18 protein-coding genes and 1 tRNA gene are annotated in these 24,385 nt (G+C 55.9%); 12 read left to right on the forward strand and 7 right to left on the reverse strand.

What is annotated here, in order from left to right; all coding sequences use genetic code 11:
- Positions 1-4: 4 nt before the first annotated feature.
- Positions 5-751, reverse strand: coding sequence for an ABC transporter permease (locus EBAPG3_RS05075; protein ID WP_085921912.1), 747 nt, complete (start codon positions 749-751; stop codon positions 5-7).
- Positions 748-1,509 (reverse strand): ABC transporter ATP-binding protein, encoded by a 762-nt coding sequence (locus EBAPG3_RS05080; protein ID WP_085921913.1) that lies wholly within the window; start codon positions 1,507-1,509, stop codon positions 748-750. Before EBAPG3_RS05080 ends, EBAPG3_RS05075 begins: the two co-directional genes overlap by 4 nt.
- 397 nt (positions 1,510-1,906) lie before the next feature.
- Here EBAPG3_RS05080 and EBAPG3_RS05090 point away from each other — a divergent pair, with 397 nt between their 5' ends.
- From EBAPG3_RS05090 to ychF, 8 genes are all read left to right on the forward strand, one after another.
- Positions 1,907-3,628 (forward strand): tetratricopeptide repeat protein, encoded by a 1,722-nt coding sequence (locus EBAPG3_RS05090; protein ID WP_085921915.1) that lies wholly within the window; start codon positions 1,907-1,909, stop codon positions 3,626-3,628.
- Positions 3,629-3,809: 181 nt separating this feature from the next.
- On the forward strand, positions 3,810-4,331 hold the full coding sequence (lolB, locus tag EBAPG3_RS05095) for a lipoprotein insertase outer membrane protein LolB (protein ID WP_161493774.1): 522 nt from the start codon (positions 3,810-3,812) through the stop codon (positions 4,329-4,331).
- Positions 4,332-4,347: 16 nt separating this feature from the next.
- Entirely contained in the window at positions 4,348-5,196 is an 849-nt protein-coding gene (gene ispE, locus EBAPG3_RS05100; protein WP_085921917.1) for a 4-(cytidine 5'-diphospho)-2-C-methyl-D-erythritol kinase, read from the forward strand.
- A 3-nt stretch (positions 5,197-5,199) separates the two neighbouring features.
- Positions 5,200-5,274 (forward strand) — tRNA-Gln (locus EBAPG3_RS05105).
- A 102-nt stretch (positions 5,275-5,376) separates the two neighbouring features.
- Positions 5,377-6,327 (forward strand): ribose-phosphate pyrophosphokinase, encoded by a 951-nt coding sequence (locus EBAPG3_RS05110; RefSeq protein WP_085921918.1) that lies wholly within the window; start codon positions 5,377-5,379, stop codon positions 6,325-6,327.
- A gap of 57 nt (positions 6,328-6,384) precedes the next feature.
- Positions 6,385-7,071: a 50S ribosomal protein L25/general stress protein Ctc gene (locus tag EBAPG3_RS05115; protein WP_085921919.1), complete on the forward strand. Its 687-nt coding sequence runs from the start codon at positions 6,385-6,387 to the stop codon at positions 7,069-7,071.
- 88 nt (positions 7,072-7,159) lie between these two features.
- On the forward strand, positions 7,160-7,756 hold the full coding sequence (gene pth / locus EBAPG3_RS05120; RefSeq protein ID WP_085921920.1) for an aminoacyl-tRNA hydrolase: 597 nt from the start codon (positions 7,160-7,162) through the stop codon (positions 7,754-7,756).
- Between the two features lie 310 nt (positions 7,757-8,066).
- Positions 8,067-9,158, forward strand: coding sequence for a redox-regulated ATPase YchF (gene ychF, locus EBAPG3_RS05125; protein ID WP_085921921.1), 1,092 nt, complete (start codon positions 8,067-8,069; stop codon positions 9,156-9,158).
- A 202-nt stretch (positions 9,159-9,360) separates the two neighbouring features.
- On the opposite strand, the gene EBAPG3_RS05130 is transcribed toward ychF, so the two are convergent.
- The 5 genes from EBAPG3_RS05130 to EBAPG3_RS05150 all read right to left on the reverse strand — a co-directional run bounded on the left by EBAPG3_RS05130 (position 9,361) and on the right by EBAPG3_RS05150 (position 17,941).
- Positions 9,361-9,825: a hypothetical protein gene (locus tag EBAPG3_RS05130; protein WP_085921922.1), complete on the reverse strand. Its 465-nt coding sequence runs from the start codon at positions 9,823-9,825 to the stop codon at positions 9,361-9,363.
- 93 nt (positions 9,826-9,918) lie between these two features.
- Positions 9,919-13,113, reverse strand: coding sequence for a type I restriction endonuclease subunit R (locus EBAPG3_RS05135; RefSeq protein ID WP_085921923.1), 3,195 nt, complete (start codon positions 13,111-13,113; stop codon positions 9,919-9,921).
- Between the two features lie 3 nt (positions 13,114-13,116).
- Positions 13,117-14,370 carry a restriction endonuclease subunit S gene (locus EBAPG3_RS05140; RefSeq protein ID WP_085921924.1) on the reverse strand — a complete coding sequence of 418 codons (1,254 nt, stop codon included), beginning with the start codon at positions 14,368-14,370 and terminating at the stop codon, positions 13,117-13,119.
- Positions 14,367-15,986: a class I SAM-dependent DNA methyltransferase gene (locus EBAPG3_RS05145; RefSeq protein WP_085921925.1), complete on the reverse strand. Its 1,620-nt coding sequence runs from the start codon at positions 15,984-15,986 to the stop codon at positions 14,367-14,369. The genes EBAPG3_RS05140 and EBAPG3_RS05145 overlap by 4 nt, the downstream gene beginning before the upstream one ends.
- Positions 15,987-15,988: 2 nt before the next feature.
- Positions 15,989-17,941 (reverse strand): GmrSD restriction endonuclease domain-containing protein, encoded by a 1,953-nt coding sequence (locus tag EBAPG3_RS05150; protein WP_004176306.1) that lies wholly within the window; start codon positions 17,939-17,941, stop codon positions 15,989-15,991.
- Between the two features lie 582 nt (positions 17,942-18,523).
- Here EBAPG3_RS05150 and EBAPG3_RS05155 point away from each other — a divergent pair.
- The 4 genes from EBAPG3_RS05155 (at position 18,524) to aspS (ending at position 24,328) form a co-directional block, all read left to right on the forward strand.
- On the forward strand, positions 18,524-20,704 hold the full coding sequence (locus tag EBAPG3_RS05155) for a helix-turn-helix domain-containing protein (RefSeq protein ID WP_004176312.1): 2,181 nt from the start codon (positions 18,524-18,526) through the stop codon (positions 20,702-20,704).
- Positions 20,705-21,514: 810 nt separating this feature from the next.
- A complete protein-coding gene (locus EBAPG3_RS05160; RefSeq protein WP_004176316.1) occupies positions 21,515-21,808 on the forward strand; it encodes an FmdB family zinc ribbon protein in 294 nt (97 codons plus the stop codon).
- Positions 21,809-21,834: 26 nt separating this feature from the next.
- On the forward strand, positions 21,835-22,515 hold the full coding sequence (locus EBAPG3_RS05165; RefSeq protein WP_004176318.1) for a DUF502 domain-containing protein: 681 nt from the start codon (positions 21,835-21,837) through the stop codon (positions 22,513-22,515).
- 31 nt (positions 22,516-22,546) lie between these two features.
- The gene (gene aspS, locus EBAPG3_RS05170) at positions 22,547-24,328 is read left to right on the forward strand and encodes an aspartate--tRNA ligase (protein WP_004176319.1); all 1,782 of its coding nucleotides are present in this window, start codon (positions 22,547-22,549) and stop codon (positions 24,326-24,328) included.
- Positions 24,329-24,385: the final 57 nt, after the last annotated feature.

Raw genomic sequence — 24,385 nt, forward strand, 5'->3', positions numbered from 1 at the left:
TGGATTAACCGCGCAGCCGTTTGCTGTCCAGCTGGCGCACAGACAGCACCAGAAAGACAAGAGTGAACAGCGAGAAGTATGCAAGATCGAAGGTATCGATCATGCCGCGATTGAAATTTTCGTAATGTGCGAGCAGGGAGAAATCACATGTGACGCTATTCGGGTCGTCCCCCGCCGCGATATCCAGTACTCCCAGAATCAGCAATGCGCCCAGAGCGCTGGCAGCCGCAATCGCCGGATGGGCACTGAGGCAGGAAAAATAAAGCCCGAGAGAGGCGAAACAAGCGGTTATCAGGAACAGGCCGGCGGCATTGCTCAGCAACAAGCCGAGATCCAGTGGGCCGCCCGCCAGCAGAGACATTGACAGTGTTACGACCAGCGCAATTACCACGGAAAAGAAAATCATCAGGCTGAGAAATTTTCCCAGAACGATGTCGATCATCGAAACAGGTGCCGAAATGAGAAAGGTCATGGTGTGATTGCGGCGCTCCTCGGCAATGAGGCGCGCGGTTAAAAGAGGGGTGATCATAAGCAGTACTATCGCGGCCATGGCGAATACTGGTGCAATAATCGTTTCCGTCGCACCCGGCGGATTGGCGATTCTCACAAGCTGCGGCTGTACTTGCAGAAAAGTATCGAGATGTGCCAGAAAAATCCAGGTCAGCACTAATTGCACCAGCGCAAGCAATATCCAGGCTAGCGGCGATCCAAACAAGATTTTTAATTCTTTCCGGGCAATAACCAGAATCATGGCAATGAAGAACTTGTGGAATTTTCCGTATCCATGGTGAACTGCATGAATATTTGTTCCAGGCTGATTCCTCTCTGTTTTAGTCCATTGACGGAATCACTGAATACCGTGCTGCCCTCATGCATGATCTGCACCCGGTCGCATACGCTTTCGACTTCCGGCAGGAGGTGGGTCGAGAGAATGACGCTGCGCTCCGTACCCAGTTCACGGATGAGGGTATGAATTTCCCGTATCTGGTTGGGATCGAGGCCGACTGTTGGTTCATCAAGAATGATCACATCTGGATCATGAATGATAGCTTGGGCAATTCCCACACGCTGCTGATAGCCTTTCGATAGCGAACCAATCAGACGTTTGCCCGTATCATTCAGCCCGCAACGTTGTGTCACCCTGTCCAGCGCAAAAGGGATTCTTGCGTTGTCGACCCGGTGCAACCTGGCCGCGAGTTGCAGGTATTCGTTTACCGTTAACTCCCGATAGAGTGGGGGTATTTCCGGCAGATAACCGATACGCGCCTTGGCATCCCGTGGTTTGTCCAGCAGATCTATCCCGCAGATTTCAATGCTGCCGGCGCTCGGGGCGAGATTGCCGGTGAGCATGCGCATAATAGTGGTCTTACCCGCGCCGTTGGGGCCCAGAAATCCCAGGATTTCGCCATGCTTCAGCTCCAGATTGATTTCGCGCACCGCGGCGCGTCTACCGAAATAGCGGGATAAGCCACATGCGGAAATGGTTGATAAGGCAATTTGTTCAGTCATCTGAATCCAGTGGTTTGACTGGGTAACATGTGCGAAAGAGCATCACTATAAACCTAAATCCGTCGGTTGACCGTTCATTTTCCAGATTAGTACCATGATTCACAAAGACTTTTTGCATCAATAATGATCCCAATGCGGGATCAGGAGCCGGATGCCCGATGCCGGTGGTGGTATCCCCGAGAATTGTCTTCCGCGTTTGTTTCATCCCGTAGGTAAAGCCATTTGGAACTTTGAATTTATAAGGCTGCACCGCAAACGCGTGCCCCCAGCACCCATTGCTTGGCAACGTCCACTTGTGAGAAGTGTAAAATATACCTAATATGTGGGCTGTGCTGAAGCTCGATTCCGCCCCATATTTCCCTATTAGCCTTATTTTCGGACCCTGTCTTAATTTTCCATGAATCTTAAAATTCCCGGCGCATTGCTGCTGCTGTTGTTTTTCGCCGCCTGTGCGCAGATTCCAGGCAAGACCGCTGCCAATGCGAGTAAGCCGGCCCAGCAAGCTGACGCTGGCCAGCCAAAATTACCCAGCCAGGATTTGACCCCGCCCATCCTGTTCGATTTTTTACTGGGTGAAACGGCTCTGCAGCGCGGTGATCAGGAAATCGCCACCCGTACCTACCTCAAGCTGGCGAGAGCCACTCGTGATCCACGCGTCGCCCAGCGAGCCACCGAAATCGCGCTTCACTCACGTCAAGCTGCGCCCGCGCTTGAAGCAGCAAAAATCTGGGTGGAGCTCGATCCGAATTCGGTGACTGCCCGCCAGACTATAGCGGCGCTATTGGTGAATATGGACAGGCTGGATGAGGCCCGCCCTCATCTGGAGAAACTGCTGGCCTCGGAGGGAGGCAGTATCGACGAGGCTTTCATGCAATTGAACAGCCTGCTGGTACGCAATTCCAACAAGAATGCGATATTCGAATTGGTACGGCAGCTTGCTCAACCTTATCCCGCACTCCCGGAAGCGCACTTCGCCGTGTCTCAGGCGGCGTGGTTTGCCAATCACTTTGATATTGCGCTGGCCGAAATGAAGCAGGCTTTGGCGCTCCGTCCGGAGTGGGAAATGGCGGCAATTTATCAGGGACGGATATTGGCGCGAACTTCCAATGCCAGCGCAATGGAATTTTACGGAGACTATCTCAAGAGCTACCCCAAAGCCAACGATACACGCATAACTTACGCCCGGCTATTACTAGTCGAGAAGAATTATGTCAAGGCACGCGAACAATTCGAAAAATTGCTGGCGGAGAATCCGGGTAACGCCGATGTCGCCCTGGCGGTGGGTTTGCTGTCCATGGAGCTGCGCGAGTACAGCATTGCCGAATCGAATTTTAAAAAAGCGCTGGAACTGGACTACAGGGACCCCGGGATGGTGCGCTATTATCTCGGTGGAATATATGAGAAAACTCAGCGTCCCGATGAGGCGATGGAATGGTACCGTTCCGTAACCGGGGGAAGTCAATACATTCCCGCACAGATACGGTATGCCGTTCTGCTGACCAAGAAGGGTAAAACGGATGAGGCCCTCAAGTACCTGCAGCAATTGCCGGCTACGAATAATCAGCAACGTGCTCAGTTGATAATTGCCGAAGCCCAATTGTTGCGCGAGACAGGAGCCTCCCGGAAAGCGTTTCAGCTGCTTAGTGATGGTCTGGAGAAACTGCCGGATCATGTCGACCTGCTCTATGATCGTGCGCTGGCAGCGGAAAAAATCGGCAAATCCGATATCATGGAGCAGGATTTGCGCAAACTCATACAGTTGAAGCCCGATCATGCTCACGCTTATAACGCGCTGGGATACGGCCTCGCGGAACACAGCAATCGACTTCCGGAAGCCCTGGAACTTATCGAAAAGGCCATCACGCTTTCGCCTAATGATCCCTACATCATGGATAGCCTCGGCTGGGTTCACTACCGTATGGGCAACATCAATCAGGGGCTCAGCTATCTCAGGCAGGCCTTCGGGATGAATCCCGATCCGGAAATTGCCGCCCATCTGGGGGAGGTTCTCTGGGTGCAGGGAGTAAAGGATGAAGCAAAAGAAATCTGGCAAACCGCACTCAAAAATAATCCCGGCAATGAGGTATTGATTAGCACCATGAAGAAATTCATGAAGTAGTCAGATGATGGTTCATGCTGGTGTAGCGCCGGTACAATCCGGGTCTTGGCCGTTTCCGCTTTTTATAAAGCGGGGTAATGTTCCGTGGTGGGGTCTGATTTTATGTGTATTGTTTTTCTCCCCTGGTTGCACCACTCCCGTTCATAAACGAACTGCTGTCAGTACCATCGTCATTGAACCCATGACGGGTACCGCGGAAACAAAGCTGGCGGCTTTCAGGCTGATTGGAAGAGTCTCGGTGACGGGCGACAAGGATAGCTTCTCCGGCGGCGTACAATGGCATCACGCCGATGCAGGTGATGAAATTCTTCTCCTTTCCCCGCTTGGCCAGGCTGTGGCACAGATACGGCGCGATCGTGAAGGCGTGTATCTGACGACTTCCGAGCAGGAAACCTTTTACGCTCTCGATGTGGAAACCCTGACGGAACGGGTGCTGGGCTGGCGGCTGCCACTGATGGGGTTGCAATATTGGGTACAAAGCGTGAATTCGCCCGCGACGGTAGCCGAAATAGATAGGGATATCGATGGGACCATTATGGCTATTCGTCAGGACGGATGGGAGATCAGTTATTTGAGCCGTTTTCCCATGCCGGGAATAGAAACCGTACAGGCGCAAGGCGCGCGTCCAAGATTGCTGATGCTTAAACGTCCTGGTCTTCAAATAAAACTCATCATAGACAGCTGGAATCCGGGCAATCAATGAAGCCAACTCTGAACTGATGACCAAGCTCGCTTGCCTCGCCCCAGCCAAACTCAATCTGTTCCTGCATGTCGTCGGGCGTAGAGAAGATGGCTATCATTTATTGCAAACGGTTTTTCGCTTCGTGGATTTTTCGGACCGGTTAAATTTTACTTTGCGCGAAGACGGGGCGATCAAACTTCATACGCCCACTGCTGGCGTGCCCGAAGATCAAGATCTTTGTGTACGTGCAGCAAAACTGCTGCAGCGGGAAAGCGGCACTTCCCTGGGTGTCGATATTCTGCTGGAAAAGCGCATCCCGATGGGTGGCGGGTTGGGGGGCGGCAGTTCCGATGCGGCGACGACACTGCTGGCACTCAACCGTTTATGGGAACTGGGCTGGAAAAGAAACCGGCTATTGGCACTTGGGCTCGAATTGGGCGCGGATGTACCCGTATTCATTTTCGGTGAAAATGCTTTTGCGGAAGGGGTAGGCGAAAAGCTTTCATCCATCCTGCTGCCGCCTGCGTGGTATCTCATCCTGATGCCACCCGTGCACGTGTCCACCCCGCAGGTTTTTGCCAGTAAAGAATTGACACGAAACACGATTCCAATCAAAATACCGCCCTTTTCCGTCGAGCATGGGCATAACGATCTGGAGCCGGTGGTATGCCGGACTTATCCAGAGGTGGCGCGTCATCTGCAGTGGCTCGGGCGGCTCGATAACACCCGGAAGGTGGCGATGACGGGCTCGGGTGCTTGTGTATTTGCCGAGTTCGCCACGGAGCCGGCGGCACAAATCGCGCTCGCGCAGGTTCCAGGCGATATGACTGGTTTTATGGTGCAAGGATTGGATCGCCATCCCATGCATGATTTTGCAGAGCAGTAAATTTGGGGAGTCGCCAAGTGGTAAGGCACCGGATTTTGATTCCGGCATTCGTAGGTTCGATCCCTACCTCCCCAGCCAGGTTTTGAAGTGTCAGGTCAGTTATACAAGATGCGCGAGATGCCGCTTGTATCTCTTTTGTCTTTCAGCGTCGGTTAAGAATCTCAAATAATCACTTGCCCCATGGCCTACGATAGCTTGATGGTTTTCACCGGCAATGCCAATCCGAAGCTGGCGCAGGATGTGGTGCGTCATCTCAACATCCACGTGGGACGCGCGACGGTGGGCCGTTTCAGCGATGGCGAGGTGATGGTGGAGATCCTCGAGAATGTCCGCGGCAAGGACGTATTTGTTTTGCAATCCACCTGTATGCCCACTAACGACACGTTGATGGAATTACTGGTACTGGTGGATGCGTTGAAGCGGGCATCAGCGGGACGTATTACCGCGGCAATGCCTTATTTCGGCTATGCCCGTCAGGACAGAAGGCCGCGTTCGGTGCGGGTGCCCATCACCGCCAAAGTGGTGGCGAACATGCTGACCACCGTCGGGATAGACCGGTTGCTGACCATGGATTTGCATTCGGACCAGATTCAGGGATTTTTCGATATTCCGGTGGATAATATCTACAGCATGCCGATCCTGCTGGGAGACGTATGGAAAAGCGATTATCAGAACCTGGTGGTGGTTTCGCCCGATGTGGGCGGCGTGGTGCGCGCGCGGCAGATGGCGAAGCGCCTGGAATGCGATCTGGCGATCATCGACAAGCGCCGTCCCAAATTCAACGTTGCCAAGGTGATGAACATCATTGGCGAGGTGGATGGACGCACCTGCGTCATCATGGATGACATGGTGGATACCGCCAATACTTTGTGTGAAGCGGCCCGCGCCTTAAAGGAAGAGGGTGCCGAAAGTGTACTGGCCTATTGCACTCACGCAGTATTGTCGGGCAAAGCGGTGGAGCGGATTGAGAATTCCTCGCTCGACAAGCTCGTCGTCACCGATACCATTCCGCTGCGTGAGGATGCCAAAGCCTGCGTTCGCATTCAACAGTTGAGCGTGGCGAGCCTGCTGGCGGAAACGATGTTAAGGATCAGTAACGAGGATTCGGTAAGTTCATTGTTCATGGAGTAAGCGTTTTTTAATCGGAGCCATCTGGTCGCGGATGCTCCCTATTCTGGAGAAAGCACGATGCAAATTGAAATCAGCGCCAACAAGCGCACGTTACAGGGCAAAGGTGCGAGCCGCCGCCTGCGTGGTTCCGGCAAGGTGCCGGGCATTATTTATGGCGGAGAGAATCCGGCGCAAGCGATTGAGCTGGATCATAATGGTCTTTATCACAAGCTCAAACAGGAGGCTTTTCATGCTTCCATCCTGTCCATGGATCTGGATGGGGAAAAAGAGCAGGTGCTGTTGCGTGATATACAAATGCACCCGTTCAAATTGCAAGTGCTGCACATCGACTTCCAGCGTGTGGACAAGAACAAGAAAATACACATGAAAGTGCCATTGCACTTCATCAACGCGGAGAACGCGCCCGGGGTGAAATTGTCGGGCGGTCTCGTCAGCCATGTGCTCACTGAACTGGATATTTCCTGCTTGCCGAAAGATCTGCCTGAATTTATCACGGTTGATCTGACCGATCTTGCCGCTGGCAATACCTTGCACTTGAGCGACCTCAAGCTGCCGGAAGGCGTGGAGATTCCCACGCTTGGCAGAGGCGAGAATTTGCCGGTGGCGACTATCGTCATTCCGCGTGCCGTGGCCGCCGAGGAAGCGGCTGCCCAAGTGGCTGCGGCGGATATCCCGACGACCGTACAGAAGAAAGAGGGTGCTGCAAAAGAGGGTGAGAAAAAAGACGCCGGGAAGAAGAAATAATCCCCGCGGTTTTTCAATATAGCCCGCTGGAGTATATAGCTTCCGGCGGGCTTTTCTTTTAGCATGTAAGACTATTCTGTTTCGTTCGATGAAACTCATCGTCGGTCTCGGCAATCCGGGCAGGGAATATGCCGCCACGCGTCACAATGCCGGGGCCTGGTGGATATTCCGCCTGGCGGACGAGTTGCGCATGACGCTGAAAGCCGAAGCGAGATTTCATGGTTTGTGCGCGTGTACCGGTCAAGGCGATGCAGAGTTGTGGCTGCTCAATCCGCAGACCTACATGAATGCCAGCGGGAAAGCCGTTGCGGCATTATGCCGTTATTACAAAATTCAGCCTGAGCAGGTTCTCGTGGTTCATGACGAACTGGATTTGCCGCCGGGCGTTTCCAGACTGAAACTGGGCGGCGGGCTGGGCGGGCATAATGGTTTGAAGGATATCGCCGCCCACCTTGCCACCAAGGATTTCTGGCGCCTGCGCATTGGCATTGGCCATCCCGGCGACAGAAATGCCGTGGTAAGTTATGTGCTGCAGCCGCCGCGCAAGGAAGAAGTGCCGCTGATAGACGAAGCGATCCATCGCAGCCTGGAGGTCTGGCCGCTTATCGCGGAAGGCAATTGCCAGGCGGCCATGCTGAAGCTGCATACAAAAGTAATCAAGGATGATCCTAAGTCCGGTGGTTGAAAGGGGTGAAGTGTATGGTTTTGGGGGTGCAGGGCAAGGCGCAACGACGCGGAATGGTCGTTCGTTCCATTCCAAGAAGTTGCAACGCAGCCATGTGCCGCAAAAACTGTGCAATTCATCACGTAGCGGTCTCACTCAGAAGGTGAGAGCCAAATAATAGGAAATATTATTTTTTATCATAACACTGGTCTATTAAATGAGCGGTCAACTACCGGATTTAGGATGAAATGAAGGAAGGTGTCCATCTCATTTTTCATCTCGTGCCATTTGTGGCCCGGATCTGCTATTTATAATCCACTAAAATAATCTTATGAGCCTGAAATGCGGTATCGTGGGTCTGCCCAATGTAGGAAAATCCACACTGTTCAATGCGCTGACCAGGGCAGGCATCTCGGCAGAAAACTACCCCTTCTGCACCATCGAGCCGAATATCGGCATCGTTGAAGTGCCCGATCAGCGCTTGGCCAGACTCAGCGCGATCGTCAACCCGCAAAAGGTGCAGTCCGCCATCGTCGAGTTCGTGGATATCGCCGGTCTTGTCGCGGGTGCATCCAAGGGCGAAGGGCTGGGTAACAAATTTCTCGCCACCATCCGTGAAACCGATGGCATCGTCAACATGGTGCGCTGCTTCGTTAATGACAATGTCGTGCATGTCAGCGGCAATGTGGACCCGGTCTCTGATATCGAGACCATACAGACCGAGCTGGCCCTGGCCGATCTTGCGACGGTGGAAAAGGCGCTGCAACGCGAAACCAAGCTGGCCAAGTCCGGCAACAAGGACGCGATCAAGCTGGTGGCGCTGCTGGAAATGACAAGGGCTCATCTCGATCAGGGCAAGCCTGCTCGAAGCCTGGGGCTGGACAAGGAGCAACAGCAATTGCTCAAGCCGCTCTGCCTGCTCACCGCGAAACCCGCCATCTATGTCGCCAACGTTGACGAAAAGGGTTTCACCGGAAATCCTCTGCTGGCACGCGTGCAGGAATACGCCGCGAAAGAGGGTGCGCCGGTGGTGGCAATTTGCGCAGCCCTGGAAGCGGAAATCGCGGAAATGCCGGATGAGGATAAACAGGTCTTTCTGGCCGACATGAATCTGGAAGAGCCGGGGCTTAATCGGCTGGTTCGCGCTGCCTACCAGCTACTCGGACTGCAAACCTACTTCACCGCCGGCGTGAAGGAAGTGCGCGCCTGGACCATATCCAAGGGGGATACCGCTCCGCAGGCAGCCGCCGTGATTCATACCGATTTCGAAAAAGGTTTCATCCGCGCGGAAGTCATCGCTTATGATGATTTCATCGCCTGCAACGGTGAACAGGGTGCGAAGGAGGCGGGCAAGATGCGGCTGGAAGGCAAGGAGTATGTGGTCAAGGATGGGGATGTGATGCATTTTCGGTTTAATGTCTAAACAGGGTTTCGGATTCCGGTGCACCTATCAACGACTCAAAGCCGAGTATGCCGCTTTCGCCAACACCTCAGGGGCGGGCATGGCCGAACGGCTTACGGCTGGATAAGTTGGGCCTTGATCCGCTTGATGACCGGGGCGGGTATGGCTGAATCTGTTTCGCAAAAATGGAGTGTCGGCACGTCACCGACAAGCCTGGCGTGGATTAAGCCGACACCATCGGCGCAAGCGTTCCGTCTTCGTACTCCATCACGATGGTCGAAATGCATAGAGGTGCTTCCGGCAACTCCAGCCTGAATTTCTGGTACTCGCCGTTTACGCTGCGGGCCTGCTCGGGGATCGACTGCGCCAGCTTTTCGATCAGCGGGCCGAATAGGCGTTCGTGGTAATGCTGCTCGTTGATCATGGATGCGTGTGCCGCCCCCTTCATCTCACCAAAATCGGTGTGCTGGATCGTAAAGTTCGCCGGCACCTTGTGCCAGGAGGCGGAGAGAAAGTCGGTTGCAGCGAGACGGCGAAGTAGTGCCAACTTCTCGGCATCTGTTCCCTGCATAACGTAGGTCTTACCAGCTAGGCGCAGAATGGTGCCGTCTTCGCCTGAATAGGCCCAGAGATTGATGACCACTTCGGGATTTTCCAGCGGCTGTGCGGCGGCGTGGCGATATTTCATTTGATACTCCTGATTGCAATTCGATTCCTCGCCGCTGATTGCGGCCGACGATTGGTAATAGTCGGTACTGGCGGCACGGTGGATTGGCGCACATCATGCATACACCCCCGCGTTTCGCTCCGGGTAGCTCTCATACACATGCTCGAACACCGCCGAGCATTTCTGACTGTAAAGTTCAGGCGTGTAGGCACGCGGCAATCCAGCGTCGAGGGTGTCTTCGATGGTTAGCTTCAACTGTGATCGCGCCGCAGCCTTCTGCCGCCAATTCAGTACCAGCAGCGCCTTTAACCGCGCCAGCAATTCGCGGGCAGCCTTCTTTACCTCAGCCCGTTCCTCCGCCGACAACTCCGGCGCCGGCCGCGTGAGGATGTCAAAAATGACCAACTCCTCCTCGCTCATGTTCTCACGCACATGCCGTTCCTGTTCTTCGTTCATGCTGTTTGACAGCCTCATCAGTTCCTCGAACAGTTCTTCGATGCTGCGGCTGCCGGCGTTGTAGCTTTCGATCAGCGTCTCGAACTTCTCGGCGAAGTCGGCGCGGGTGCGGTTCAACTGGATCATCTTTCCCAGTTGGGCACGGATCGCCGCCTTGAGCACTTCGAGGTCGGTGTTCTTGTGCCTAGATTTCTCGAAGCGTTTGGCCAATGCCTCGAAGTTGATCTTCGACAGGTTGAGCGCTGGCGGTCCTGACTGGCGGATTTCGTGGCCGGTGATCGACTCGTCGAGCAGGCTGTTGATCTGCCCCATCACCTGGGAAATATCCGGCTGGTTCGGGTTCAGCTTGGCGCGAATGGTGTCAACGAGCGCGGAGAGGCAGGCGACTTTGCCCGCAAATTCCAGCGCTGAAGAATCGGGCTTCGCGGCCCGGTAGAGCGTGCTCACCAACCGCTCATGGGCAAAGAAGTCGCGACGCAACGGGTCCGGTGAGATCAGCGCGTTCATGCCGTCCTCGATGTGCGACAGACGCTCTATGCTGCCGGTCGCCGTAGCCTCGATCTCGGCCAGCATCACGCCGTGCGCGGTGCAGAAGGCCGTGGCATCCGCCACCGACTTGCGCAGTTCCTCCACCAGTTGCTGCTTGTCCTTGACCGGGCTTTTCCCGTCCTTTCCTGTCCCGTAGATCGCCAGCGCCTTTTCCAGTGAGGCGAAGACATTGGCGTAATCGACGATCACGCCGCTGTGCTTGCCGGGGAAGACGCGGTTGGCGCGGGCGATGGTCTGCATCAGCGTATGGTTGCGCATTGGCTTGTCGAGATACACCGTCGAGCAACTCGGTGCGTCGAAGCCGGTCAGCCACATGGCGCAGACAAAGACTAGGCACAGCTTGTCATCCGTGTCCTTGAACTTCTCGTCCAGCCCCGGTTGCGATTCGTTCATGCGCTTACGGTGCGGCTCGATATCGAGACCCAAGTTCTGCATCTGCTGGATTTCGTTCTGCCCCGGCGAGACAATCACCGCCATGTCGGTACTGGTCAGCACTTCCAGGCGGGCCTTCAGCTCCGCCATACGCAGATCGCGCCGTGCCTGCTCAGGCGTCATGCTGGATCCGCCTGGAGGGGGCCGGTAATGCAATTCGCCCAGTTCCTTCTGTACCCGCTCGGTTTCCGCCGCCCAATGCACCTTCACCTTGTCATGCATGCGCAATGCCGTGGCCTTGTCGATGGAAACCATCATCGCCTTGCCCAGGAAGCCACGCCCCAGGAAGTGCCGCACGATGTCCTGCGCCACCGTTTCCAGCCGGTCATCGCGGGTAATCAGGTGGTATTGCCGCCCCAGCACCTTCTCCAGCTTGGCTTCCTGCTCGGCGTCGAGTTCGGCATCCTCGATCAGACGGTAGATGTTTTCGTTCAGGTCGGGATTGACGAGCTGCAACTCCGGCGTGCGGTTCTCGTAGAACAGCGGCACGGTGGCGCCGTCTTCGATGGACTGCTGGAAGTCGTAGATCGAGACATAGTCGCCGAACACTTCCTTGGTGCGCTCTTCGCCTGCAATCAGCGGTGTGCCGGTAAAGGCGAGGAACATCGCCTTGGGCAGCGCGGCGCGCATGTTGAGCGCCAGGGTGTCGTACTGGCTGCGGTGTGCTTCGTCGGTCAGCACGATCACGTCGGAACGGTCACAAAGCAGCTCCGGCGTCTGGAACTTGTGTACCAGGGTAAAAACGTAGCGGTGATTGCCGCGCAGCAACTCCCGCAGGTGGGCGCCGCTGGCGGCATGGCATTCGTCGCCCTCGGCCTCCGACACCGCACCGGTGGTCTTGAAGGTCTTGGCGATCTGCTCGTCCAGTTCCACGCGGTCGGTGACGACCACAAACGTCCAGTTGCCGGCAAGCTTGCGCAGTACTTTTTGCGCGAAGAAGACCATAGAAAAACTCTTGCCGCTCCCCTGCGTCTGCCAGAACACGCCGCCGCGCCCGTGACCGAGCTTGCGCGCTTCGAGCATCGAGGCGATGGCATTATTGACGCCGAGGAACTGGTGGTTCTGGCCGAGAATCTTGACCAGCCCGGCCTTGTGCTCGGAAAACAGCGAGAAGTTCTCCACAAGATCGAGCAGGTGGGTGCGGTCGCAGGTGCCGCGCAGCATCACTTCCAGTGACACGCGGCGCACTTCGTCCTCGCGCTCGATGCGCTTCCACTCCACCCAACGGCCCCAGTCGGCGGTGAGCGAGCCGACGCGGCTGTCGGTGCCGTTGCTGGCGATTAGCAGGGCATTACTCCAGAACAGCGCCGGAACCTGCTGCTTGTAATGGGTCAGGTTTTCGTCGAAGGCGGCGCGTGCCGACACGCCGGGTTTCTTGAGTTCGATCACCACCCAAGGCAGGCCATTGACGAAGCCGACCAGATCGGGCCGGCAGGTATAGAGACTGCCGACAACGCTGAACTGGCTGACCAGCAGGAAGTTGTTATTCTCGGTGTGTTCCCAATCCACCACGCGCAGGCGTTCGGTCTTCTGGCCACCGTGCTCGCGGTCGGGCACTGATATCGTAATTCCTTCCTTCAGTAGCCGATAGACCTCGCGGTTGGCGGCCTCTGGGCTCATGGCCGAACGGTCGCGGGTCAGATCATCGACGGCATTGCTGATCGCATCTAGCGGCAGCGCTGGGTTGAATTTGCAAAGAGCGGCGCGCAGCCGTTCCACCAGTATCACCTCGCCGTTGGTCTCGCGCCCCAGCGTGCCACCCGCACCAAAGGTTTCTTCCTGCGCCGACACCGTTTGCCAGCCGAGCGTGGCAAACAGGCTGATGGCGGGCTGCTCGACGAGTTGCTCTTCGCTGTAGGCGTGGGTGCTCATGGATCAAGTGGCCTCGATCTCGATCTGGCCGGAAAGCAGGCGCAGCAGCAGTAGGTCGCGGGTGTGGCGGAGGTTTTCTATTCGTTCCAGAAGTGTTTCGATATGCCGATGCATCGGTGCAACATGCTTGACGAAGTCAGCCATCAAGTTCTTCGACGCAAGAGCAAAGGCGAAATTGAGCACACCCTCTTTCGGAAGCCCCAATACCGTTGTGCCAATCGCATACCCCTTTGCGAAGCCGCGGAAGTCATCTTCGAGGAGCAAGTGATAAATGAACGACGCCGGCAAACCTTCGGGAAGTCGCACGGCAAACAGGTGGTGAGAAATAAGTATCGGACGATCATCTGCAAAACGTGGAATCAGTGCCGCGCTGGCCACAACGTTGCCGGCCTGTGTGAGATCGGTATTCGCCAAGATGATGTCGCCAGGCTTCACAGTATGCCGAGGCTTGAAGTCACCGGAATAGGGCTTCGTGGCGTCTCGACGGAATCCTCCTCCAGTGAGAATGTTCTTGAGATTGACCATAGGATTGCCATCCTTGGTCAAGCCGGCACCGTTATATGAAACCCCTTTGTCTATGCTGATTAAGTCACCTAGCTTCTTCACCTCCCACCCCTGTGGAATATCGCCGAGGGGGGAAGCGACGCGAGGGTGGTCTTCGTGGCCGGGGAAACGGAAATGGACGAACCACTCGCGGTAGAGGGCGCGGGCCATCGACTCCAGAATCTTGATGCGCCGCTGGCTGTTCTCGATGAGTTCGTCATAGGCCGAGAGGATGCCGGCGATGCGTTGCTGGATGGGAAGCGGGGGAATATCAATTTCGACCTTTGCCAGCTTTTCTCCCGGCAAATGTTTGATGGTCGCGCCTGTAAAGTACTGATCGAAACCTTTCGAGTGGCCGATATGCAGGAAACTGTAGAAGAGGAAGCGGTAGTCCAGAAACTTCTTTGGCCTGATTCTGTGTAGAGCTTTCTGGATCATCATTCCAGGAATCTGAGCTTTCCATATCGCACAACGTCCAGGCTCACCACCCTCGCACATGACAATATCGCCGAACTTAAGCCCGTAGCGATCCATTTCTTTAGGCTCAAAGCGCATGGTTCGAAGGTTGTCCAGCGCAAATTCGCCCCAACGGACGTTTACGTTTGCAAGATAGGAAAGCGGTTCCCCACGATTCTTGTTCTGGTCAAGCATCTTGCCCAGACAGAGATTTGTCACTGCTCCCAAGGGCATACGCTCCCACTTAACCGTTTTCATTCGCTCAAAATCCTCGCTACATTCGCGGCGATGGTCTGCTCCAGTTCCCGCGCCTGGGCGTTGAGCGATTCCAGTTCTTCGTTCAGTGTTTCGAGCTGCTCCTTGAAGTCTTCGTCGCTGACGTCCTCGCCTGGCGCGACGCCGACGTAGCGGCCGGGGTTGAGCGACCAGCCCTGAGCTTCGATCTCGGCGAACGTCGCCGCCTTGCATAGGCCGGGCACGTCGGCATAGGCGGGCGTGTCACCAAAGACTTCCTTGAGCTTGGCCATCGTCTCGCCAGTGCCGACTCTTGTGTCGAGCGCCTCGCCGCGATAGAGGCGCACCAGGTTGGCGATGAACCCGATCTGCGTCGGCGTCCAGTCGCGGTGGGCGCGATCGACCTGCCGGTAAATGTGGCGGACGTCGATAAACAGCACGGTATCGGCACGCGGGGTCTTGGCCTTGCCCTTGTCGAAAAACCACAGGGTGCAGGGCAGGGTAACCGTGTAGAACATGTTGGGGCCAACGGCGACCATGACATCCACCGCCCGCGCTTCGATCAGCTTCTGCCGCAGTTCCTGCTCGGAGGAACGGGCGTCGGAGGCCGAGTTGGCCATGACAAAGCCGGCGCGGCCTTGGCTGTTCAACGCCGAGTAGAAGAGCTGAATCCACAGGTAGTTGGCGTTGTCGGTGCGCGGCAGGCCGAAGGGAAAACGGCGACCGGCGCCGACCATGTCCTTGAGCCGCTCCTTGTCCACCGCATTGACGTTGAAGGGCGGATTGGCGAGCACGAAGTCGAACGATCCGGTGGCAGTGTGCGGGTCGTCGTAGTAGCTGTTGATGTTGCCGCCGTGTTTGATGTCGCCTTCCAGCCCATGCACGGCTAGGTTGAGACGGCACAGGCGGCCGGTTTCGTCGGTCTTTTCGACGCCGCAGATGGCGAGTTCGGCGGCGGGGTTCTTCTGGTGCTCGGCGACGAAGCGCGCCGACTGCACGAACATGCCGCCGGAGCCGCAGGCGGGGTCGAGGATGCGGCCGTGGAAGGGTTCAATAATTTCGGCCAACAGCTTGACAATGCTGGAGGGCGTGTAGAACTCGCCGCCACCCTGGCCCTCGGTCATGGCGAAGGCGCCGAGGAAGTATTCGTAAATGCGGCCGAAGGCGTCGTAATCGAGCGTGGCCGGAATCTCGGATACCTTCTTTAGCAGTTCCTTGAGCAGAGTACTGGTGAAGAGGTTGTAAGTCTTGGGCAGCACGCCGGCGAGTTGCGGATTGTGCTTCTCGATCTCGCGCATCGCGGCATTGACCTTGGCGCCGATGTCGGCGACCTCGGCCAGCGTCAACAGGTAGTCGAAGCGCGCCTCTGGACTGAGATAGAGGATGCCTTCGGCGTGGTAGGCGGCGGGCTCATCGACCCGGCTGCCTCGGCGGGATGAGGCGCTGGCGCCTTCGAGCTTGCTGCGCTGGATGGCAAAGCGGACTTCGGCAAAGCGCAGGAAAATCAGGCCAAGGATAGGTCCGGAGTATTCCTGCGCCTTTAGGCCAGAATTGGCTCGGAACTGGTCGGCGGCATCCCACAGGCGCTTTTCGAGCGAGGTGGAAGCGGCGTTTTTTTCGGAAGGGGCTATCCAATGCATGGTTAATCTGGCTCAATGAGTTCGAGGCCACTGTCGTGGGCCATTGATGTGGGGATGTCATCGCCTTCTTCGGCGGCTTCAGCGGTTGTCGGCGCCGCATGACCGGTGATACGCGAGACTAGTTCCATGAGCAGCTTCTGGCGCGTTTTCATGAAACCGTCGAAGTCGTTGGCGTATAGCTCCGGCACCGGAATGCAGTGGGTTTGCAGATAGCTGGCGAGCGCGGCCTTGTCAATGGGTGGCTCGATGATCTGGCCGTTGGGGCCGGCTCTGCCCTCTTCCAGTTTCTTTAGATAGCTGGAGGGCGCGACACCGCCGATGATGCGGTTGGTCCGGTAGCCGAGCGGGGTCTTGTTAACCACGGAATCGAAGAGCGAGGCCGGCAGTTTCTGGTCTTCGCACCATTTCTTCGGGAAGATGTGGTGAATGTCGACGCCTTCGTCGAAGAACACGGTCTGGTCGAAGGCTTGGCCGCTGCGGAAGTCGATGGCTCCTTGCCGCAATAGCAGTGCCTGCAAGCCTTTGTAGGCGGCAGAGAGGCGCGAGCGCATGGTTAGCAGCCGGTCGGTGCGCAGCACGCCATCGGTGACGGTGGAGGGTTCCGAGCCGCCGTCGAGCCAAGCCGGCACTTCGAGGATGTCCTTGGCGAAGCGGCTTTCAACCGCCGAACCGTACAGCTCGCCAAATACGCCGCACCAGTACCAGCGGGCAATTTTGTCGTTGTTGGTGGCGTAGTCGGCCTTGTCACCGATTTCGGCAAAAATGGCGGCGAGCGGAACGAGTTGGGTCTGGTAGGGCAGATCGACCACACGGTGAATCTGCTGCTGGCGCAGGAATTTGGCGGCGCGCTCGAAGCCGGCCCGTACCGCGTTGCAATGTTTCTTGTAGGCGGGCAGCGGTAGATCGAGCAGCGATTGGCGGGTGGCCCGGACGGCGGGCCAGTCGCTTTCCTTTTTCGATGGATCAGCGATCGCTGTGAGGCGCAGCTCCTTGGTGTGTAGCAGGGCAATGGCTTGCAGAAAGTCGGTCGAGGCCACGTTGGCAAGTACGCCTTGAGCTTGGCCGGCGGCGCGCCCGAAGTTGGCGAGACGTTTCTGGATGCCGAGCTTGAGATCGGGGCTGTCGGACCTCTCGTCGCCCAGCCAATCGTCGCGCAGCTTGTGACCTTGGGCGGCATACATGGCGGTGAGCAACTCGAAGGCATCCAGCGCCTTGCCGCCGGTGTTGACTTTCTCGAAGACGAGGCAGACGGCTTCGTGGGAGGTGTCGGCACCGAGGGCGATGACTGGCACCTGGTATTCGGCGAAGTTCTTGAGCACGTCATTCTTGAACTGCTTGAAGACGTCGCGCATCTCGGGTTTGCCCTTGGTGATCCAGTAGTCGCCGAACTCCTCCTGCCAGCTGTCCCAGTTGAACGCCTGGTTGAGCGGGTACATCAGGTTCTCGTATTCGAGCTGTGGCGAGGACAGGTTGAGAACAATGTCCTTGTCGAAATTCTCCTTGATCTTGCGGTCTTCCGGCGCGGCAAAGATTGCTGAGTCGCGGTCGGCCTCGGAATTGAGCGCCTTGCGAATGTCGATGTAGAACCACCGCTTGACCAGCCGTTTCTTGGCGGTAATGGTGGAAACGACCTGGCGGCGCATGCAGCTCTGGTACAGCGAGGTCATTCGCTGTTGACCATCGAGCAGCAGTTGTTCGGGTTTCCTCTGCGCCTCAACCGGAACGCCCTCGATCGGGCGGTAGGCGAAGACCACACCCGTGTCGATCTTCGACTTGAGCGACATAAGCGCTCCCATTGGAAAACCCCGCGAGACTGAGGCGATGAGACTCATGATTCGCTCTTCCTCCCAAACCCAGCTCCGCTGGAAATCCGGCAGCTGCAGCTTGCCGTCCTCGCAGGTCTTGAGCAGCGTCTGGAGCAACACTGGATTGGTGTCGAAGGTGGTCTTGGCCATCAGTGAGGCACTCCCTTTGTATTCTTGTTGGGCAACTTGGCTATATTGGGGCGTTCGGAGCTGCCAACAAACAAACATCCGAGGAAAGCCGCTATTGTCCGACAATCTCCAGCCAAGAACAAACGAGTTATGCAAGTTCGATGATGGGGCGCGCAAACGGCTTTTCGGAGCGAATGGGTTGATGCAACTGTCGATCCCGATAGCGAAGCGCTAACGGAGTGCAGCAACACCCTTGCGCCATGCAGTGAAGGCGCGGACGCGCTGAATAGCAGGGCGAGCGGCGAAGGGACGCAAGACATAACACCTTGTGCAGCGCGCCATTGCCGCCATACGCACATAGTTGCGCGAGAACGTGCCGAGCCTGTTCCGGCACATGCGCAATTGGACCAACTTCCTAATACGGGGAAACTGGTCAGGAAACCGTTAACCGCCGGTTATCCGATTTTAAATATGAGTAGGGAGAGTAGGTGTGTGGTATATATCATATATGCAATTTATTTATTGTATTTTATTGCATATATGACGATTATTCCATATACTCCTTGAACGGCTACATTGAGCCGAGGAGACAGGAGTGAAGAGATGGAATTGATTAAATTAGTGCCGGTCACTGTTGGGCGGGACATCGCGCGGTTTCGTGCTGAATTCGGCGCCACCCAGAGCCAGCTAGCTGCGAAATCGGGCGTCGACCAAAGCCGGATTTCACGAATCGAGAATGGGGAAGCAGGTACTGATGATGAGCTAGAACGCATTCTCGTCGCGCTAAAATCCTTGGGATCGAAGGATGCTGATGACTACAGAGCCTTCCTTGTCAAAGACTGGCAGCATGTCGAGCGACCCGATTTCTCTAATCCCCAGCGAAACATCCTTGAACTTGCCGAGGAGGGGCTTCGGCAGATTGCAGAGTTCCTTGCCGAGGAAAGGCCCTGGCCGCTCAAACGGCAGCTCGAGCGGCAGCGGGCTGGCATCGAGGCCTCGGCTGCATACCTTGGTAAGGCAAGTCACCAGATCGCGTTTATTGGGGAAGTAGGTGTCGGCAAATCCACCGCAATCAGTTTCCTTTACGGACTGCTGGACCCAGTATCATCGGCGAGCGATCTCCGTGAGCGCGTTGTCCTTGAAACTGGTGGTGGCCATACCACGCTGTGCGAAGTTAATATCCGGCGCGGCCCTGGATTTGGGATCGTGGTCCAGGCTCAGTCAGACGAGGAAATGCGAAAACTCATCGGTGATTTCTGCGCGGCCACTTGGCTGCGCTGCACGGTCAGCGATGGACAGAAGAACGACAGCGTTAATGTAAGCGAGGAGGTCCAGCGCGCTCTGCGCAATATATCGGGCCTTACGGTCAAACGTGAACGTGATATGCAAGGAAAGACTACTTCACGCGATCAGGCACTCGAACTCGCCAGCCACTGTGCCACAGAGGAAGAGTTTCGAGCGCGAGTCATCGAGTCCATGAATCTCGAGCAGCGGACGCGTCGAGAAATATGGATTGAGGATGCTGGTGGAAAGACTGCCATGCAGCAGCTACGCAAGCTGTTTCGCGATATCAACAATGGCCGTCTCTCCGATGTACCACTCCCCGCATCGATCGACCTACTTATTCCTGGGTTCGGATTGGAATTGCCCGGAATGACGATTTCGGTTGTGGATACTAAGGGGCTTGACGAGGTTGCGGTACGCGCCGACCTCGACGCCCGGCTGAAGGACTCGCGGACCCATGTGGTCCTGTGCTCAACCTTTAATCAGGCCCCAAGTACCTCTGTTCAGCTCCTGCTCAACCATCTTCGCAATGCACATGGGATTCATGTGGGCGGCGGAAAGGTGTCGGTGCTAGCCCTCCCACGCGATAATGAGGCGATGGCAGTGAAGGACGACACTGGCGAGCCTCCGATTGATGATAAGGACGGCTATGATTTGAAGCGCGATCAGATCACTCGGACGCTAGTCGGCGCTGACGGGGCGTTGAGCGAAGTTCCAATCCTTTTTTTCAACGCGAAGAAGGACGACGCAGCCCGGGTTCGGGAACAGTTACTCGAACAGATCGTCTGGTTGCGCAAATCTTACGAAGAGCGGCTGCTCGACGAATGTGCGGCAGCCGACGAGGTGGTCCGTAACCATGAAACTCAAGCCTTCTCGGCAGCGGTGCAGGAGGTCGCCGCTCGCCTTGCCCACTTTCTAGATGCCCATACATCCTTACCGCCTCGTATCCGACAACCCTCCCAGGAGCTCATCGATGCCATGAGCAAAATCCGCTATGCTTCGACGATCTGGGCGATGACCCGTCGTAATGGTGAGTATTACAATTTCAGCGTTAGCCACCAGGTCGGTGCCGGGGGCGCCAGGGACGCGCTCCTCCGCAGCAAGACCTGGTTCGACAAACTGCAGGGCGTCCTCGACACTTTGAAGCAGGATTCCGACCTCATGCTGGCACAAAAGACGATCCAGCAAGTCGAGGCCAGCGCAGACGGTTGGCGGCGGACCTTTGCTGAGTCCGCGCGCACGGCGGCGGTTGAGATTTATCGTGGGCCGCTCGAGGCGGACGAGGAACTCTGGTCCAAATGCGCCAACCAGTGGGGTGGAGGACCTGGCTTCAAAGATCGCGTCGCACGCATCATCCGCGACTGGTTTGACGCGCGGATCGAACTGAACCAGAAGCTCGAAGGCGTTATGGCGGCCCTATGGGAGGAAGCCGTTGTTCGACCAGTTGGGCGGTTATCGGATGAAAGCGCAGGTGATCTACCCAAAAATAGTGGTGAGTGAACTTTTTGCGTTTCCTACCAGATTTGTCTCGTAGCGTGAAATACGGTCCTGCCATCTCACTGCATTCGACAAACTCGAATGCCGGTGGCGCAAACCATTCACCGATTCCCCAGCTGGCCTGATCATTGTCTGTAACCAACGTAACTCAAGCGTTGTGTTCTAGGTTGTGCCTAACTCCTAATTAGACGCGTAGCGACGTAAAAATCGTGGTAAGAAGCGTGGTAACAAAAGAAATTGGAGGGTAAGTTTGCTATACACAGAGCAGATATCAGGCTCAAATGCGAAGGACACCCTCGCAGGTTTAGCGAAAGCCAGATTATGGATATTGTAGGCAGTGGAAACAGGCCGAGGTGAAGGATCTTTGCTAGGCGCAAGGCACGCGGATACCACACACCACTAGTGGAAGTCAAAAACATCGGGTTAGGAAAGCCCGCACAGACGGCCATAAGGAATTTCAAAACCGGGTACGAAATAGAGGTGCAATTAATAAGTCCTAGTAAAGAAGCGGTTCCTGGCCAACTTTTCCGGTTTAATGTCTGTGTTTTCTATGCCTCTTCCTTAGCCGGGGAATATTCAAGCCCAGAACATCCGTTATACGGGAGTGCTGCAAGCGCACTCGCGTAAACGGTAGGGCGACAATAAGCGAAGCGCATTACGCCGGATGACGCCTTTCCCTCGTATCTATATTTTGATGGGCCATCGTAGCCATATTTCCCCTTGTAATCTCAATTGCAGTCCATATATCCGGTAAAACCAAGTGGTTGAGGTATAATCCTGTTTCTTTCAAATTCCGCTTTGCTGGAGGTTGTCATGCCGATTTATGAATATCGCTGTGGGTCTTGTGGGTTTGAAAAAGAATATCTGCAAAAAGTAAATGACGCGCCGGTTGCGGCTTGTCCCGCATGCGGCAGCAATGCTTACACGAAACTTATTTCCGCTGCAGGTTTTCAGTTGAAGGGCAGTGGCTGGTACGCGACCGATTTCAAGAATGGCGCGAAGCCGAAACCCAGTCCGGATACCGCAGCCGCGGCTACAAAGAGCGAGGCTGCCGGTACAGCGACACCCGCCGCCGACTCTGCGTGCCCGGCTTGCGCCGCTGACTGACTCCCCGGCGCGGTTATCTTCCAACAATGAAACGTTACTTCATCACCGGGCTTCTTATCTGGGTACCTCTCGGCATCACCGCGTGGGCATTGAAGTTTCTGATTGGAACCATGGACCAATCACTATTGCTATTGCCGGCCAGGCTTCATCCTGAAGCCTTGGTGGGTTTTCATGTCCCCGGTGTCGGCACCGTGCTGACATTGCTGGTGGTGTTCATCACCGGCTTGTTGACGACCAATATTATCGGCCAGCGGCTGGTGTTATTCTGGGAAGGCGTGTTATGGCGCATCCCGGTGGTAAAGTCGATTTATTACGGCGTCAAGCAAGTCAGCGATACGTTATTCTCCAGTCAGGGTGAGGCTTTCCGAAAGGCGCTGCTGGTGCAATATCCGCGCAAGGGTTCATGGACTATCGCGTTCATGACCGGATACCCCGGCGGGGATGTGGTTAACCATCTTCAGGGAGAGTATGTGAGCGTGTATGTGCCCACCACGCCCAACCCCACTTCCGGATTTTTCCTGATGATGCCGAAAAGCGATGTGATAGAACTCGATATGAGCGTGGATGCGGCGCTCAAGTACATTATTTCCATGGGTGTCGTAACACCCAGTAATGGAAAAAAGAATCCCGTTCAGTCACAAGCGGCATTGCTGCACGGCAACAGCTCCGCCAGTTCCGCCAGCTCTTCACCAAGCGACAAATCCTGATTCCTATTTTTCCCTGATTTTCCGACACGCCATGCGCACCAACTACTGCGGCCTCATTGATGCTAAATATCTGAACCAGACAGTCACTCTTTACGGCTGGGTGCATCGTCGCCGCGATCACGGCGGCGTTATTTTTATTGATATGCGCGACCGCGAGGGTCTGGTGCAAGTGGTGTGTGACCCGGACAATGTGACGGCTTTCCAAAGTGCGGAAAAGATTCGTAATGAGTTCGTGCTGGAAATTATGGGCACAGTGCGGCATCGTCCCGCCGGCACGGCTAATCCCAATCTCGTCAGCGGTGAAATTGAGGTGCTGGTACAGTCTATCGAGATCCTCAACGCCTCGCTGACGCCACCGTTTCTGATGGATGACGAAAACCTGAGTGAGGCCGTGCGTCTGGAACACCGCTATCTCGATTTACGGCGTCCGCAGATGCAGGCAAACTTGCGTTTGCGCTACAAGGTGGCAATGGCGGTTCGCGTATTTCTCGATCAGCACGGCTTTATCGATATCGAAACGCCGATGCTGACAAAATCGACACCGGAGGGCGCGCGCGACTATCTGGTACCCTCGCGCGTCAATATCGGGCATTTCTTTGCATTGCCGCAGTCGCCGCAGTTATTCAAACAATTACTGATGATTGCAGGGTTCGACCGCTATTATCAGATCACCAAATGTTTTCGTGACGAAGATTTGCGCGCGGACCGCCAGCCCGAATTCACCCAGATTGATATCGAGACGTCTTTCCTGAACGAAGCTCAGATCATGGCACTGATGGAAGAGATGATTTGCGGTTTGTTCAGAAGCGTAATGAATATCGATCTTCCGACCCCTTTCCCGCGCTTGACATACGCTGAAGCCATGTCCCGGTATGGTTCCGACAAGCCCGATTTGCGCGTGCCGCTGGTTTTGACGGAGCTTACCGACGTGATGAAGGAGGTGGAATTCAAGGTTTTCCGCGAGGCGGCACAGAAACCGGGCGGGCGTGTGGCGGCGCTGCGGGTTCCGGCGGGCGGGGAATTATCGCGCAAGGAGATCGACGACTACACCAGTTTTGTGGCGATATACGGCGCGAAAGGGCTTGCCTACATTAAAGTGAATGCGCTGGAAAAAGGTCTTGAGGGCTTGCAGTCGCCGATACTCAAATTCCTGCCGGAGGCGGTGGTAAACGTCATCCTGGCGCGTACCGGGGCAAAAGATGGCGATCTCATATTCTTTGGCGCGGACAAGGCACATGTGGTGAATGAGGCGCTGGGAGCGCTGCGTGCCAGGGCCGGACATGACCGGGGGCTTGCGGAATCCGGATGGAAGCCCTTGTGGGTGATCGATTTTCCCATGTTTGAGCATGATGATGAGGAAAATCGCTGGAAAGCCTTGCACCATCCCTTTACTTCGCCCGCCGATGGTCACGAAGACCTCCTGGAAACCGATCCCGGAAGAGCCTTATCCAAGGCGTACGACATGGTACTGAACGGATCGGAGATCGGCGGCGGTTCGGTGCGTATTCATCGCCAGGACGTGCAGTCAAAAGTATTCCGTGCCTTGAATATCGGGGCCGAAGAGGCACATGAAAAATTCGGTTTTCTGCTGGAAGCGCTGCAATATGGCGCACCGCCTCACGGCGGCATCGCGTTCGGTCTGGACCGCGTAGTTACCATGATGACGGGTGAAGAATCGATCCGTGATGTGATAGCCTTTCCCAAGACTCAACGCGCCCAATGTCTGTTGACTCACGCGCCCAGTGCGGTGGGTGAAAAGCAGTTGCGGGAACTGCATATCAAGTTGCGGCACGTGGAAGCGCTAAAAGGCTAGGAGTTAAGGGTTAAAGGTTGAACTGCTGGAATCCGGACGGTAGGAACCATTTGCCGG

It is taken from the genome of Nitrosospira lacus, assembly GCF_000355765.4.
Classification (GTDB): Bacteria; Pseudomonadota; Gammaproteobacteria; order Burkholderiales; family Nitrosomonadaceae; genus Nitrosospira; species Nitrosospira lacus.